This window comes from Streptomyces luteosporeus, from assembly GCF_039532865.1.
In the GTDB taxonomy this organism is placed as follows: Bacteria; Actinomycetota; Actinomycetes; order Streptomycetales; family Streptomycetaceae; genus Streptomyces; species Streptomyces luteosporeus.
In genome coordinates, this window is the sequence record NZ_BAAASL010000009.1 from 171,992 (window position 1) to 186,576 (window position 14,585).

The window sequence follows — 14,585 nt, forward strand, 5'->3', positions numbered from 1 at the left end:
CCGGTCAGGGGTCGCGCAGGTAGCCGATCAGTCGCGCGAAGCTGTCGCTCCCATGGCCCTCCATGACGGCCCGGTGCACCAGCGCCCGGTGAGCCCGGGGGAGTTGCGGGTCGATGCCGCGGAGCTCGCAGGCGTGCACGAGGACGTCCATCGTCATCAGATGCAGGTCGAGCGGGAACTGCCCGCCCGGCGTGTGCCCGGCATCGACCTGCCGGGCGCCGTCGCGCATGAACGTCTCCACGGTCTTCATCCAGCGCGCCGCGACGTCCGTGAAGGCGGTCGCCGGCACGCCGCCGCCCGGCCCGTCGGCGCCGATGAGCGCGCTGCCGAGGAGCCAGCCGGTCAGGGTGGACCACATCAGCCCCAGCAGCGCCGTGTCGTACACGGACGGGAGCCCGTGGTCCTCGCCGACGTGCAGCGCGTCGCCCAGCGCCGCGAGCGTCGGCTCGTGCGCGCGGAAGAGGGCCGCGGGGCCGGCGTAGAGCTGGAGGGCGCCGGGGGTGCCGACGCGGTCCGGTGTCGTCATCAGCACCCCGTCGAGGTACCCGGCGCCGCACCGCTCGGCCCACTGCGCCATCCGCTGCCCGTCCACGGGCGGCCCCGAGGTCAGGTTGACGACGGTACGGCCGGCGACGGCGCCCGGCAGCGGCTCCAGGACCTCGCGGACCGCGTCGTACGTGGACAGGCACACCACGGTCAGCGGGCTCGCCGTCAGGGCCTGCGCGGCCGAACCCGCCACCACGGCGCCGCGCAGGGCCGGGGCCGCCGCCCTGCCCGGGGTGCGGTTCCACACCGTCGTACGGTGGCCGGCGGCCAGGAAGCCGGCCGCCAGGGCGGAGCCCATGGCTCCCAGCCCGAGCACGCTCACCCCGTCCGGGCTGGTATCCATTGACGCTCCTCGTTCACCAGGGTGTCCGTGCCTGCACCCAGGCGTACCGCCAGGGGCGCCGGGCGCGGTAGTGCTCATCGGGCGCGCGGCAGCCGTGCGCCGGTGCGCCGGCAGGGCGCACGGCGGCCGGGGTGCGTGCGCGTCGCCGAGCCGGTGGCCGCGGCACGGTTGCGCAGCCGTCGCACCGGTCGCCCCGGTGGTGGGGCAGTCCCCCGTGTCCCCGGTCGGGTTGGCCGCATTCCTCGGTGGCACGGCGTCGCCGTAGCGTCCCGGCATGACCATTGCAAAGGGCTCCGCGGCGTCACCGCCGTCCCTCGCCGGGTGGCGTCGGCGCGGTCCCCTTCTCTACTTCGCCCTGGCCTGCGCCGGCATGTGGCTGGCCATGACACCGCTGCTGGCCGGTGGTTTCCAGCGCGCCGACGCGCGGGACCAGCCGGGCTTGCTGGAGAACGCCTGCATCTCCGCCGCCATGTTCGCCCCCGCGCTCGCCGCGCTCGTCGTCCTGCGCCATGTCGAGCGCATCGGCCGGCTGCGTGACGCCCTCGCCCTGCGGTGGCCGCGGCCCCGGGGGCGTGCCGTGCGCTCGTGCCTGCTGGCCGTGGCCGTTCCCGCAGGTCTGACGGGCGCCGCCCTCGCGCTGGGGACGCTCGCGGGCCGCTACCCCTTCGACGGGATGCACGGCAGCGGGCTCGGCACCTGGGCCGCCGAGGGCCTGGCCGGCATGCTCCTCTCGCTTCCGCTGTTCTTCGGCGAGGAACTGGGCTGGCAGGGCTACCTCTTCCCGCGCCTGCTGCGGGACGGCAGCCGCGCCGCCCTGGTACGGGCGTATCTGCTCACCGGCACGGCCTTCGCCCTGTGGCACCTGCCGACGCTGCTGATGGGCGGCCAGTACCCGGGCCGGCCCTGGTACGTCTCCGTCCCCGCCATGGTGATCAGCTGCCTCCTCGTGCTGCCGGTTTTCAGCTGGCTGCGGCTGCGCTCCGGCTCGGTCGTGCCGGCGGTCCTCGGGCACGCCTTCGTGAGCACCATGAGCGTGGGCATGGTCCGGCACTTCGCCGATCCCGACGCCCCTCTCGACCCCCTGCACATGGGCATCGCCGGCTGGCCCGGCTGGCTCGTCCTGGGTGCGTTCGTCGCCTTCCTGGCCCTGACGGGCCGCCTGCGGCCGGGCACCACCCGGCAGGCATGAGGTCAGGGCTTGACGGCGACGCTGATGGTGTAGCGCCAGGTCTCCTGGTGCCGGTACATCTCCACCCCGCTCATCGCGTTGACCAGGCTGTCCCCGCGTCCCACCGCGCGGGCGAGCGCGTAGGGCAGGCGGCCGAGCACCGAGAACGCGTACAGCATGGGCAGGATGTGCGCCGTCACGTCGTCGACCGACTCGACCGTGAACCCCGTCCGCCGCAGCAGCCGCTCCAGCTCGCCGTGCGTCATCGCGAGCATCCCCGCCATGCCGGACAGCTCGCACACCCGCACCAGCGCCGATCTGGCCTTGGGCGTGAGCCGGTCCTGCGGGGTGCTCGCGTACTCGAACATCACCAGCCTGCCGCCGGGCCGCAGGACGCGGAAGAACTCGGCGAGCCCCTGCGCCGGCTCGGGCGAGTGGACGAAGGACTCCATGGTGTAGACGCCGTCGAACGAGGCGTCGGCGAACGGGAGCGCGTGGTAGTCGGCCCGCAGGAAGCGCGTGCGCCCGCCCGGCCCGCCCGCCCTGGCCGAGCGCTGCCGGGCGAGGGCAAGGTCCGGCTCGATCCCGTCGATCCCCGTGACGTACGCCCCGCTCGCCCGGGCCACCGTACGGGCCGTGTCACCCACCCCGCACCCCGCGTCGAGCACCGACGACGTCGCCGGCAGGGCCAGCTTGCGGGCGGTCACCAGCTCCATGCGGCGCATGGCGGCGGTGAACCGCCAGGGCGAGTCACCGGGCTCGTACCAGCCGAAGTGCCGCGTCCTGCCGAGCAGGGCCGCATAGCCGAAGCGCGAGCCGAACGCCCGGTAGTACGGCAGCACGTTCTGACGGTAGTGGGCCTCCGTCGAGCAGGTCGCCACGCCGATCCCCTTCGCCGGTGGTCGCCCGCATCCTTCCCCCGGATCCTCCGCCGATGCGCCCCGCGCCCCGCTTCAGCCCTGCGGGTGACCGCGGCGGGACGGGCCGGTTGACCCTTCCCCTACGTCAGGCTGCACGCTGTACGCCGACGAAAGGGCAGGTGCATGAGCTATTCCGTGGGACAGGTGTCGGCCTTCGCCGGGGTGACGGTGCGGACGCTGCACCACTACGACCGGGCGGGGCTGCTCACGCCGCGCGGCCGCAGCCACGCCGGCTACCGCCTCTACAGCGACGCCGACCTGGCCCGCCTGCAGCAGATCCTCTTCTACCGGGAACTCGGCTTCTGCCTGGAGGAGATCGCCACCATCCTGCAGGACCCGCAGGCCAACGCCCTGGACCACCTCAGGGCCCGGCAGCGGCAACTGCGCGAGGAGGCCGCCCGGCTGCAACGGCTCGCCGAGGTCGCCGAGCGGGCCATCGAGGTCCAGCAGACCGGGGTGTCCCTGAGCCCGCAGGAGCGCTTCGAGGTCTTCGGCGAGATCGCCTTCGACCTCAGCTACGCCACCGAGGCCCAGCTGAAATGGGCCGGCTCCGAAGGCCACCGCGAGTCGATGGCACGGGCCGCGGCCCACAGCAAGGAGGACTGGCGGCAGCTGATGAGCGAGGCCACCGCCTGGCGCGCCGAACTGCTCGCCGCCTTCGACGAGCGCGAGCCCGCCGACGGCGAGCGGGTCATGGACCTCGCCGAGGAGCACCGCCTGCACATCTCGCGCTGGTTCACCTCGTGCCCGCCCGCCATGCACCGGCGCATCGCCGACGACTTCGCCGCCGACCCGCGCGCCTTCGCCCTCGTCGTCCCGCCCTCGCAGCAGCGGCCGGGCCTCGCCGCCTACCTGCGCAAGGCCGTGCACGCCAACGCCGCCCGCCGCGAGGCACACCGCACCGGCCGGCCCGAAGGGCCGGGAGATCAACAGCCGGGGCGCCCGGGGGAGCCGGACGGGCACTCCTTCGAGGCCGCTCAGGGCCAGCACTGACACGCCGCACCCGGCCCTTGCGGGCCGCCCGAGAACGTACGGAGCACCCATGAACATCCTGATCGCCGCGGCCGGCTCGCGCGGTGACATCGCCCCCTATACCGGCCTGGGCGCCGCCCTGCGCCGGGCCGGCCACGACGTCGCCCTCGCCGCCCCGGAGCCCTTCGCGGACCTGGTGGCACGGGCCGGACTGGACTTCCGCCCCCTGCCCGGCCGCCCCGAGGCCCACGGCGACGTCGGCGACCGGCGCGCCCTGATGCGCAGCGCCGCCGCGTTCGTCACCGAGCTCGGGCAGGGCTTCGCCGACGCCGTCACCGACGACACCGATCTGCTGTTGCTGTCGGCCACCACGGCCCCGCTCGGCTGGCACCTCACCGAGGCCACGGGCACCGCGAGCCTCGGCGTCTACCTCCAGCCCACCGCACCGACCGGCGACTTCCCGCCCGTCGTCACCGGCGCCCGCTCCCTGGGCCGCCTCGGCAACCGCGCGGCCGGGCGCTTCGCGCTGCGCATGGCCGACCGCGTCTTCGCACCGGCCACCGCCGCCCTGCGCCGCCGTCTCGGCCTTCCCCCGCTCACCCCCTCGGCGGCCCGGCGCCGGCAGGAAGCGGCGAACTGGCCCGTCCTGCACGGCTTCAGCACGGCCGTCGTGCCGCGCCCGTCCGACTGGCGCGACGGCCTCCAGGTCGTGGGCACCTGGTGGCCGCACGTCGACGAGAGCGAACAGCTGCCCGCGGACCTGGAGGACTTCCTCGCCGCCGGCCCACCGCCCGTGGTCGTCGGCTTCGGCTCCATGGCCGGCAGCGAGGGGGAGCGGCTGAGCGAGCTCGCCGTGGCCGCCCTGCGCCGGGCCGGGCTGCGCGGCATCCTGCAGAACGGCAGCGCGGGGCTCGCGGCCACGGGCGACGATCTGCTGACGGTCGGCGACCTGCCGCACGCGCTGCTGTTCCCGCGCGTCGCCGCGGTGGTGCACCACGCCGGCGCGGGCACCTCGGCGGCCGCACTGCGCGCCGGCGTCCCGGCGGTGCCCGTCCCGGTGGCCGCGGACCAGCCCTTCTGGGCCGGCCGGCTCGCCGCCCTCGGCGCGGCCACCGCACCCATCCCCTTCAAGGAACTGACCGCGCAACGCCTCGGCGACGCCCTCCGCGACGCCGTACGGGACGGGACGTACGCCCGCGCCGCCGCCACCGCGGCCCGTCACATGGCGGGCGAGGACGCCGCGGCCCGCACGCTGCAGGCCGTCGAGCGGCTGGCGCAGCGGCCCTCCGGAGCGTCCGTCACCGGCAACGGCGCCGCCAGTAACCGTAGGTGAGCGCCAGCACCAGCGGACCCCACGTCACGAACAGGCCGCTGACCGTCATGGCCAGAACGCGCCACCACACATTGCCGTACGGGCCGTCCGCCCAGCCCCCGATGCGGAGGGTGGCCAGCCACCAGTCGACGAGCAGGTACACAAGGCCCAGGCCGGCGACCGTGGCGGGGACGATCACGGCCATCGGCGGGATGCGCCGTCCGCCCAGCCGCGGCACCCACGCAGGCACGGTCTCGCCCCACCAGCTCACCAGTGCGCGGCACGCCAGGGCGAACGCCTCGGAGAGCAGACTGAGCGTGCCGACGTAGAGGACGCCCACCCACACCGGCCCCGGCATGGGGCCGAGGTCGAGCCCCATCGTGTACCCGAAGCCGATGGGCAGCCGCCACAGGCACACGGGCAGCGCGAGCCATGGCAGGAGGCGGGCGATCCGCGTCGCCCACGCAGGCACGGGCCGCTCGGTGGTCCTGGCCGGGACCGTCGTGGTCGGTGGGGGCGCTGCATGCATCGAGGTCGTCCTTGGGCCGGGCGCCGGGGCGGTCCCGGGCGCTGACTCGAAGATCGCAAAAGGTCCTCGCCGGCGGCGTCGGCCGGGCGAAGGAGGCCGCTCCGCCGCACGGCGGAACGGCGGAACAGCGGAACGGCCCTCCTTGCGACCGTGCGGCCTACGACCAAGGTCCCGGGCGGGACGGGACCGCACGCAGAGGCAGCGGGCGGCCCCGGGCCCGTAGGGTCGGCAGGGCGGCGTTCGGGAACGGGAAGAACGCGGCGCACAGAACGTGAGAGAGCACACGATGACTTCGCACCTCCCCACCGGCGCGGGCACCTGGCACGGCGACGAGCTCGACGTGGACGCCTATCTCGGCCGCATCGGCTTCACCGGCGAGCGCACCGCGACGCTCGCCACGCTGCGCCGCCTGGTGCGCGCCCACACCACGTCGATCCCCTTCGAGAACGTCCACGCGGTCCTGGGCCGGCCGCTGCCCCTGGACCTCGCCTCCCTGCAGGACAGGATTGTCCGCAGGCGCCGGGGCGGGTACTGCTTCGAGCACGTGCTGCTCCTCGCGGCCGCGCTGGAGCGCCTCGGGTTCGAGGTCACCGGGATCTCGGGGCGCGTGACGCTCGGCAGCAGCCGGCTGACCCCGGCGACCCACGCCATGCTGGTCGTGCGCAGCACCGACGACGAGCGGCACTGGCTGTGCGACGTGGGCTTCGGCGGCGGCCCCACCGAGCCGGTCGAGCTCGCCGACGGAGCGGAAGTGGACGCCGACGGCTGGCGGTTCCGGCTCGAACGGCGGCCCGGCACCTTCGTCGACGCCTGGTGGCTCCACCAGCACGGCCCGGACGGCTGGACGGACCGGCACACCTTCTCCCTCGCGCCGCGTTATCCCGTCGACTACGTGATGGGCAGCCACTACGTGGGCACGCACCCGCGTTCGCCGTTCGTCAAGCGGATCTTCGCCCAGCGCTTCACCGGGCCCGAGCACCACCAGCTGGACGCCACCACGTGGACGACGATCCGCCCGGACGGCTCCCGCACCTCCCGGGAGATCGCCCCCTCCGAGCTCGGACAGGTGCTGCGGGAGACGTTCGACATCGCGCTGGAGCCGGACGAGCTCGCACACCTCACCGCCTGAAGACGGTCAGTGGCCGCCGCGGGGCGGCTCGCAGCCGGTGCCGTCGGGGTAGCCGCCGAAGGCCTCCGCCCGGATCGAGACGGAGCTCATCGTGCCTTCCAGGCACAGGGAGGCGGCGTCGACGAGGAAGCCGACACCGGTGGTGCCGTTCTGGTACGAGCGCACCTTCTCGGCGGGATAGCCGAGGGCGACGAGCGCGCGGCGGGTGTCCTCCGGGGCGAAGTCGCCGCGCCCGCGCAGGGGTTCCAGGGCGCCCTTGACGTGCCCGGCGGCCGCCAGCCCCTCGCACCGCTTCTGCCCGTGCAGGGGGAGGGGCACCTTGAAGCCGTGGTTCTCGGCGTAGTGGTCGGGGGGCGCCCCCTGCGGGGCGGAGGAGCCCGACGTCGACCGTGGGGCCGGCAGGGGACTCTCGCCGGGGCAGGGGAAGTCCGCCGCTGCGCCCGGCACCGCCGCCGCGCTCGGCGAGGCCCCGGCACCGGCGGCGTCGCTGCCCGCCCGTTCCGTCCCGCACCCGGCCGCCAGCACGGCCAGCACTGCCACCGGCAGCACCCCGGGCCGCGCCCTCGTCGCCTTGGTCTTCGTCATGTCCCGACCCTCCCCGGGGTCACGGTGGTTGTCATGAGTACGCGCACTCATGCGCGCTCGCGCTCGCGCAGCCACGCCAGCAGGTCCTCGTGCCGGAACTGGTAGACCGTACCGGCCGAGCGCAGCAGGCCCGCGCGGTGGCACCAGCGCAGGAAGCCCACGACGTTCCAGGGGAGCCGGCCGCGGGTGGCCAGGACCACTCCGGCGTACTGGCGGGTGACGTCGGCGACGAAGCCGGGGCCGGCCGCCAGGCCGCAGGCGAGGGAGGTGGGCACGGCCAGCGGCCAGCCGACGCGGAGCCAGGGCACGGTCAGCGTGGCGTACAGCGCGATGCCGGTGACGAGGGTGCCGGCGACCAGGCCGGCCGCCGCGTCGCCCCGCAAGGGGGCGAGCGGGGTGGGGGCGCCGGGCGGGTCCGGGTCGGGGGCGCCGCCGTCGGCGCGGCGGGCGGCCCACAGGCCCAGGGGGACGCCCACGGCGAGGGCCAGCGCCCCGCCGCCGCAGCCCGCGATCACCCCGATGAAGTCCCCGAGGGGGCCTGCGAGGCGGCCGGCGGCGACCGTCAGGCCGAGGGCGACGGGCAGAGCGCCGGCCACCAGGAACCGGCGGTCGATGTCCGCCCGGACCGACAGGGCCAGCCCGAAGCCGAAGACGAGCGCGAAGGCGGTGGCCGCCGCGCCCGCGTACCCCGCGCCGAACAGCGGGACGAGCGGCGGCATCAGCACACAACCGAGCAGGGCCCCGAGACCGATCCGCTGCCAGCCCAGGGCGCTGCGCAGGCGCTGGTGGAGGACGCGCCGGGGCTGGATGGCACGGGCCCGCGCGCCCCACGCGGCCACGAGCGGGGCGGGGACGAGCAGGAGCAGCAGCAGAGTACCGGGGAAGGGGAAGCCCCCGCGCTGCCGCAGGCACAGCGCGAGCAGGACGAACGCCGGCAGCCAGCAGGCCAGGGTGATCGCGGCGGCGGCGTACCGGGCCGCCCGCGGGCCCGCCACCGGCCACAGGCGGTGGACGGCCAGGTCCCGGCCGGCCGGACCGCCGTGCAGGTGGGCGGCGAGCAGGCGCAACCAGCGCGTGACAGCCTCCGCGTCGGGGTAGGGCTGGGGGCCGTGCCCGGGGTCCGGCCGGCACAGGGTCGGCACGAGCCGGCCGAGCAGCACGTCGCGCAGCCGGCGCACGTGCGCCGCGGAGGCCGGTACGCCGATGAAGGACCGCAGGACGCGGGCCCCCTCGTCGGACTGGGAGGTGATCGACGCCAGGGTGAGCATCCAGGGCGAGCCGAGCAGGGCGCCGAGCGCGGTGTCCGGTTCGGACAGCTCGGCCTCCAGACCGGCGAGCCGGGACCGGTCGTGGGCCCGCCGGTCGAGGTAGAGCCGGCGGTCCGGCGCGCCGACCGCGTCGATGCGCACCGTGGCGCAGTCGAGCAGCCGCGCGCCGTCCCGGCCGAGGGTGGCGTAGTCCTCCTCCCGGCAGGTGAGGACGAGCGGCCCCGTGAACTCGTTGAGCTGCGCGAGCGCGGCCGCGGCGTGGCGCCGGCCGGTGCCGGCCTCGTCCATCTCGTCCAGCCCGTCGAGCACGGGCAGGATCCGACCGAAGGCGAGCAGGTCACGGGCCGCCGTCTCGGAGCCGCCCAGGTACTCGCGGGCCAGGAGGGCACCGAACCAGTCGGCGAACGGCGTGGCGGTGTCCCACCCGGCCAGGCCGGCCGGTACGGGCACGGGGCCCTCGGAGCGCTCCTGCGCCAGCAGCCGGTGGACGAGCTCGTTGGCGAGCAGCGTCTTGCCCGCACCGGGCCCACCGGTGACGACGAGCCGCTGCGGCCGCAGGGCGGCGAAGTAGCGCGCGATGCCCTCGAAGTCGCCCGCGGGCGGGGCGGAGCGGGGCCCGCGGCCGGCGTCCGGCAGCGTGGTGAAGGTGACGTTGATGGCCACCGTGTCCCGGCCCAGCAGGTGCCGGCGCCGCTCGCCCGCCGCCTGCCGGACGGTCTCGGCGAGGGCCTGCCGGGCGGCCGCCCTGGCCGCGCCGGGCCACCGGGGCCGCCGCGCCCGTACGACGGCCCACGCCGCCAGGGCGCCGGCGGCCGCCGCGGCGGGCAGCCGGACGGCGTCCGGCTGGCGGGCGAGGAGGACGAGGAGGACGACGAGTGCCGCGAGGACGGCCGCGGCACCGGCCCCCGCGGCCGTCCGCGTCCGGTGGGCCCGCGAGACGGGGGCCATCGCGAGGGGCGAGTACGCGGGCTCGGCATCCTCTTCGCCGCTCAGCGGCATGGGCACGGGCGCGGGGACGTCCTCGGCGAAGCAGTGGACGCCCTCCTCCTCCAGGACCCGGCGGAAGCCCGGTGAGGCGAGGAGCGTGGTGACGGGGACGGCGTCCAGGACGTTCGCGGTGTCCGCGATCTTCCTGTCCGTGGCCAGGACGGCCACCAGCAGCGGACCGCAGAAGACGGCGGTGCCCGAGGCGCCGCTCCAGTGGGAGCCGCCACCGGCCGCGCGCCGCGGGACGATGCCCGTGTCCACGTGCACGGTGACCATGCCGGACTTGAGCGCGTGCAACGGATCCACGTGGCCGCGCACCGCCAGGGTGTCGCGCCGCCTCGGCCTCGCGCGGTCCGTGGCGGCGTCGGGGAAGCCCAGCCCCAGGCACGGCACGCGGGCCTCGCCGGCGATCCGGCCGAACCGTACGGGCTCCACGCGCGGGGGCCGCCACGCGGGATCGACGATCCGCAGCAGCGCGCCGTCCTGCTCGGGGTGCGCGACGAGGTCGACGGGGCCGGCGGGCCAGACCCGCTCGGCCGCCATCCAGGTCGTACCGCCTGCGGGGTCCAGGAGCCGGACCCCGACCTGCTCCGGGGCCGGGGTGTCCGCCACCGCGTGGTGGGCGGTGAGCACCAGGCGGGAGGAGATCAGGTAACCGGTGCCGACGCGGTGGCGGTCCCCGGACGGCGCCCAGACCTCCACGACCCGTGCCCGGTCCACCGGTCTACTCCGGCAGCCCGTCCACGGTGCCGGATATCCTCGCGTCCTCGTCGTCGGCGTCGACGGGCTGGAGCGTGAAGGTGATCCGGTGGGTGCGCTCCGCGGTCCGTCTGCCGTCGGCCTCGCCGGTCCAGGGCAGGACGAACACCTTCGTCCGCGCCCCGGCCTCCTTCTTCACGGCCACGGTCATCTCCAGCTCCACCGGGCCCACCTTGAACTTCAGCGGCTCGTCCCGGCCCTCCTGCATGGCCTGCTGCAACTGGGCGCGGATCGCGCCCACGGTTTCCCCCAACTCCGCCCAAGGTTCCTGCGACATGCCCCGCCCCACCCCGCTCGGTCCGGTCCGCTGATCCGATCGGCGTCGAAGATAGCCGATGCCGGCGCATTCGGTCCGTGCGTGAGCCGCGTCTCACCGCGCCGGGGCCCTCTTGCCTATGAAACGAGTTGCATAGAGGATCCGGCGTATGGCGCTCGAGCACGCGATCCTCGTCTCCCTGCTGGAGAAGCCGGGTTCCGGATATGAGCTGGCCCGGCGGTTCGACCGCTCCATCGGCTACTTCTGGACCGCGACCCACCAGCAGATCTACCGCGTCCTCAAGCGGATGGAGGGCGACGGCTGGGTCGAGGCGCGCGAGGTGGCGCAGCAGGGCAGGCCGGACAAGAAGCACTACGCGGTGGCCGGCCCCGGGCGGGACGCGCTCGCCGCATGGCTGCACGAGCCGATCGAGCCCGAGAGCGTCCGGCACGACCTCGCCGTGAAGATCCGCGGCGCCGCCTTCGACGACCCGTCCGCCCTGATGCGCCAGGTCGAGCGCTACCACCAGCTGCACTCCGAACGCCTGGCGCACTACCTCGCAGGGGAGTCGCGCGACTTCACCGGGCCCGACGCCCCCGCGCACCTGGACGACATGCAGGAGCTGCAGCACGTCGTGCTGCGCGGCGGCATCGCCTACGAGCGGATGACGCTCGCCTGGCTGGAGGACGTGCTCGCCACCCTCCGCCGCATCCAGGCGGCACGGGCCGCCGAGCGCCCGGGCCCCTGAGGCACGGGCCCCGCCGACGCCCCCACCGACAGCGCCACCCGACCACCGTCCACCACCCCCGACCCCAGCCGGAAAGGCGACCAGTCATGGCCGACCAGCTCCTGTTCAACCCGCGCACCTACGACCCGGCGCACTTCGACCCCGAGACCCGCCGCCTGCTGCGCGCCACCGTCGACTGGTTCGAGACGCGCGGCAAGCGCAAGCTGATCGAGGACTACCGCTCCCGCGCCTGGCTGTCCGACTTCCTCGCCTTCTCCGCCAAGGAGGGCCTGTTCGCGACCTTCCTCACCCCCGCCGCGGCCGCCGGCGACCACGCGGACAAGCGCTGGGACACCGCCCGCATCGCCGCCCTCAACGAGATATTCGGCTTCTACGGGCTCGACTACTGGTACGCCTGGCAGGTCACCATCCTCGGCCTGGGCCCGGTCTGGCAGAGCGACAACGCCGCCGCCCGCACCCGCGCCGCCGAACTGCTCGATCAGGGCGAGGTGTTCGCCTTCGGCCTGTCGGAGAAGACCCACGGCGCCGACATCTACTCCACCGACATGCTGCTGGAGCCCGACGGCAAGGGCGGCTTCCGCGCCACCGGCTCCAAGTACTACATCGGCAACGGCAACGCCGCAGGTCTGGTCTCCGTCTTCGGCCGCCGCACCGACGTCGAGGGCCCCGACGGCTACGTCTTCTTCGCCGCCGACAGCCGCCACGCGGCGTACCACCTGGTCAAGAACGTCGTCGACTCCTCGAAGTACGTCAGCGAGTTCCGCCTGGAGGACTACCCCGTCGCCGCCGAGGACGTCCTGCACACCGGTCAGGCCGCCTTCGACGCCGCCCTGAACACCGTCAACGTCGGCAAGTTCAACCTGTGCACCGCCTCCATCGGCATCTGCGAGCACGCGATGTACGAGGCCGTCACCCACGCCCACAACCGCATCCTCTACGGCCGCCCCGTCACCGCCTTCCCGCACGTGCGCCGCGAGCTGACCGACGCGTACGTCCGCCTCGTCGGCATGAAGCTCTTCAGCGACCGCGCCGTCGACTACTTCCGCACCGCCGGCCCCGACGACCGCCGCTACCTGCTCTTCAACCCCATGACGAAGATGAAGGTGACGACCGAGGGCGAGAAGGTCATCGACCTGATGTGGGACGTGATCGCCGCCAAGGGCTTCGAGAAGGACACCTACTTCGCCCAGGCCGCGAGCGAGATCCGCGGCCTGCCGAAGCTGGAGGGCACGGTCCACGTCAACCTCGCCCTGATCCTCAAGTTCATGGGCAACCACCTGCTGAACCCGGCGCAGTACGCGCCCGTCCCCACCCGCCTCGACGCGGCCGACGACGCCTTCCTCTTCCGCCAGGGACCGGCCCGCGGCCTGGGCGCGGTGCGCTTCCACGACTGGCGCACCGCCTACGACGGCTACGCGCACCTGCCGAACGTCGCCCGCTTCCGCGAGCAGGCCGACGCCCTGTGCGCCTTCGTCACCACCGCCGCCCCCGACAAGGAGCAGAGCCGCGACCTGGACCTGCTGCTCGCCGTCGGCCAGCTCTTCGCCCTGGTCGTGCACGGCCAGCTGATCCTGGAGCAGGCCGCCCTGACGGGCGCCGAGGAGGACGTGCTCGACGAGCTGTTCGCCGTCCTCGTCCGTGACTTCTCCGCCTACGCCGTCGAGCTGCACGGCAAGGACTCCGCCACCGAGCAGCAGCAGACCTGGGCCCTGGGCGCGGTGCGCCGCCCCGTGGTCGACGCGGCCCGCTCGGCACGGGTCTGGGAGCGCGTCGAGGCGCTGGCGGGCGCCTACGAGATGGCGCCGTAAGCACGCCGGAACGGACGCATGCCGGGGGAAGCACGGCTTCCCCCGGCATTCGTTCGGTCACCCGTTCGCACTGCATGTCCACCGACCGCTGGCATCAGGGCGCTATGTTCACTGTGTGTAGATATGCTATGAATCGTGATCAAGTCAGGAGGGTCGCGGTCCCGTCGACGCCCCGGCCGCAGGCGGCTCACGCTGCTGTCTCCCATCGTCCTGACCGTCGTCATCGCCGGCCTGGCCTACGCCACCCCGCCGAGCATGGCCTTCAGCCGCCTGCTCCCCGCCGCCCCCGCCTTCGCCGCCGCCATGTGGCCCGTGCTCCCCACCGTCCTGCTGGGCACGGTCTGCCTCTTCCTCATGATCGGCCTCGGCTTCGTCTTCCCGGGCCTGAACACGTGGTGGACCTCCGCCGGAATCGTCGCCGTCACCGTGGCGGCCGCCTACGGAAGCCACGTGCGGCTCCGGCGGGAACGCACCCTCTTCCAGGTCCGGCTCGTCGCCGACGCGGCCCAGCAGGTCGTCCTCAGCCCCATGCCGCGCCGCTGCGCCGGCATCGACATCGAATCCCTCTACCTCGCGGCCGCCGCCGAGGCCCGCATCGGAGGCGACTTCTACGAGGTCGTCGAGTCCCGGCACGGCGTCCGGCTGCTCATCGGCGACGTGCGGGGCAAGGGACTGCCGGCGGTGGGCTCGGCCGCGGCGATCGTCAACTCCTTCCGGGAGGCCGCCTACGACGAGGCCGACCTGGCCGCCATCGCGCGCCGCCTGGAGGCCAGCAGCACCCGCTACAGCGCCGCATTCCCGCCCGACGACATGATGGAGCGCTTCGCCACCGTCCTCCTCGTCGAGATCCCCCACGAGGGCACCAGCGTCCGCGTCCTCAACTGCGGGCACCCCCCGCCCCTGCTGCTGAAGCGCAAGGAACTGCTCGTCCTCGAACCCAGCGCACCCTCGCCGCTGGTCGACCTCGCCGACCTCATCGGCGACCACTACAGCGTCGACACCTTCGACGTCACCCCCGGCGACCTGCTGCTGCTGTACACCGACGGCGTCACCGAGGCCCGCAACGGCACCGGCGACTTCTTCCCCCTGGCCGCCTGGATGAGCCGGCAGTCCCCCGACCACCCCCGGCAGCTGCTCGACGCCCTGCACCGCGACCTCCTGCGCTACAGCGGCGGAGCCCTCGACGACGACATCGCCGCGCTCGGCGTGCGCCTGCCGGGACCGCTGGAGGAGCCGGACGGCGCGCGGTGACGAC

13 protein-coding genes are annotated in these 14,585 nt (G+C 74.6%); 7 read left to right on the forward strand and 6 right to left on the reverse strand.

The window, feature by feature from the left end; all coding sequences use genetic code 11:
* Nucleotides 1-4 precede the first annotated feature (4 nt).
* Nucleotides 5-889, reverse strand: a complete 885-nt coding sequence (locus ABD361_RS14210; protein WP_344435509.1) for an NAD(P)-dependent oxidoreductase — start codon at nucleotides 887-889, stop codon at nucleotides 5-7.
* 274 nt (nucleotides 890-1,163) lie between these two features.
* On the opposite strand from ABD361_RS14210, the gene ABD361_RS14215 reads away from it, so the two are divergent.
* Complete coding sequence (locus ABD361_RS14215; protein ID WP_344435510.1) at nucleotides 1,164-2,078, forward strand: CPBP family glutamic-type intramembrane protease; 915 nt, start codon at nucleotides 1,164-1,166, stop codon at nucleotides 2,076-2,078.
* A gap of 2 nt (nucleotides 2,079-2,080) precedes the next feature.
* Here the strand turns inward: ABD361_RS14215 and ABD361_RS14220 are convergent, their stop codons facing one another.
* On the reverse strand, nucleotides 2,081-2,938 hold the full coding sequence (locus ABD361_RS14220; RefSeq protein ID WP_344435513.1) for a class I SAM-dependent methyltransferase: 858 nt from the start codon (nucleotides 2,936-2,938) through the stop codon (nucleotides 2,081-2,083).
* Nucleotides 2,939-3,100: 162 nt separating this feature from the next.
* Between ABD361_RS14220 and ABD361_RS14225 the strand changes: the two genes are divergently transcribed.
* Nucleotides 3,101-3,970 (forward strand): MerR family transcriptional regulator, encoded by an 870-nt coding sequence (locus ABD361_RS14225; RefSeq protein WP_344435514.1) that lies wholly within the window; start codon nucleotides 3,101-3,103, stop codon nucleotides 3,968-3,970.
* A gap of 49 nt (nucleotides 3,971-4,019) precedes the next feature.
* The gene (locus ABD361_RS14230; RefSeq protein ID WP_344435515.1) at nucleotides 4,020-5,282 is read left to right on the forward strand and encodes a glycosyltransferase; all 1,263 of its coding nucleotides are present in this window, start codon (nucleotides 4,020-4,022) and stop codon (nucleotides 5,280-5,282) included.
* Here the strand turns inward: ABD361_RS14230 and ABD361_RS14235 are convergent.
* The gene (locus ABD361_RS14235) at nucleotides 5,248-5,790 is read right to left on the reverse strand and encodes a hypothetical protein (RefSeq protein ID WP_344435516.1); all 543 of its coding nucleotides are present in this window, start codon (nucleotides 5,788-5,790) and stop codon (nucleotides 5,248-5,250) included. The two genes, ABD361_RS14230 and ABD361_RS14235, sit on opposite strands and share 35 nt — an antisense overlap.
* A gap of 286 nt (nucleotides 5,791-6,076) precedes the next feature.
* Between ABD361_RS14235 and ABD361_RS14240 the strand changes: the two genes are divergently transcribed.
* A complete protein-coding gene (locus tag ABD361_RS14240) occupies nucleotides 6,077-6,919 on the forward strand; it encodes an arylamine N-acetyltransferase family protein (RefSeq protein ID WP_344435518.1) in 843 nt (280 codons plus the stop codon).
* Nucleotides 6,920-6,925: 6 nt separating this feature from the next.
* Here ABD361_RS14240 and ABD361_RS14245 read toward each other — a convergent pair whose 3' ends face one another.
* Genes ABD361_RS14245 through ABD361_RS14255 form a run of 3 tightly spaced genes read right to left on the reverse strand, consistent with a single transcriptional unit; the run spans nucleotide 6,926 to nucleotide 10,795 of the window.
* Nucleotides 6,926-7,504, reverse strand: a complete 579-nt coding sequence (locus ABD361_RS14245; protein ID WP_344435519.1) for a hypothetical protein — start codon at nucleotides 7,502-7,504, stop codon at nucleotides 6,926-6,928.
* A 47-nt stretch (nucleotides 7,505-7,551) separates the two neighbouring features.
* Entirely contained in the window at nucleotides 7,552-10,479 is a 2,928-nt protein-coding gene (locus ABD361_RS14250; protein WP_344435520.1) for a hypothetical protein, read from the reverse strand.
* A 4-nt stretch (nucleotides 10,480-10,483) separates the two neighbouring features.
* On the reverse strand, nucleotides 10,484-10,795 hold the full coding sequence (locus ABD361_RS14255; protein WP_344435521.1) for a trypco2 family protein: 312 nt from the start codon (nucleotides 10,793-10,795) through the stop codon (nucleotides 10,484-10,486).
* A 148-nt stretch (nucleotides 10,796-10,943) separates the two neighbouring features.
* Between ABD361_RS14255 and ABD361_RS14260 the strand changes: the two genes are divergently transcribed.
* From ABD361_RS14260 to ABD361_RS14270, 3 genes are all read left to right on the forward strand, one after another.
* On the forward strand, nucleotides 10,944-11,522 hold the full coding sequence (locus ABD361_RS14260) for a PadR family transcriptional regulator (protein ID WP_344435523.1): 579 nt from the start codon (nucleotides 10,944-10,946) through the stop codon (nucleotides 11,520-11,522).
* Nucleotides 11,523-11,608: 86 nt separating this feature from the next.
* Nucleotides 11,609-13,330, forward strand: coding sequence for an acyl-CoA dehydrogenase family protein (locus tag ABD361_RS14265; protein ID WP_344435524.1), 1,722 nt, complete (start codon nucleotides 11,609-11,611; stop codon nucleotides 13,328-13,330).
* A 255-nt stretch (nucleotides 13,331-13,585) separates the two neighbouring features.
* On the forward strand, nucleotides 13,586-14,581 hold the full coding sequence (locus ABD361_RS14270; RefSeq protein ID WP_344435680.1) for a PP2C family protein-serine/threonine phosphatase: 996 nt from the start codon (nucleotides 13,586-13,588) through the stop codon (nucleotides 14,579-14,581).
* Nucleotides 14,582-14,585 lie beyond the last annotated feature (4 nt).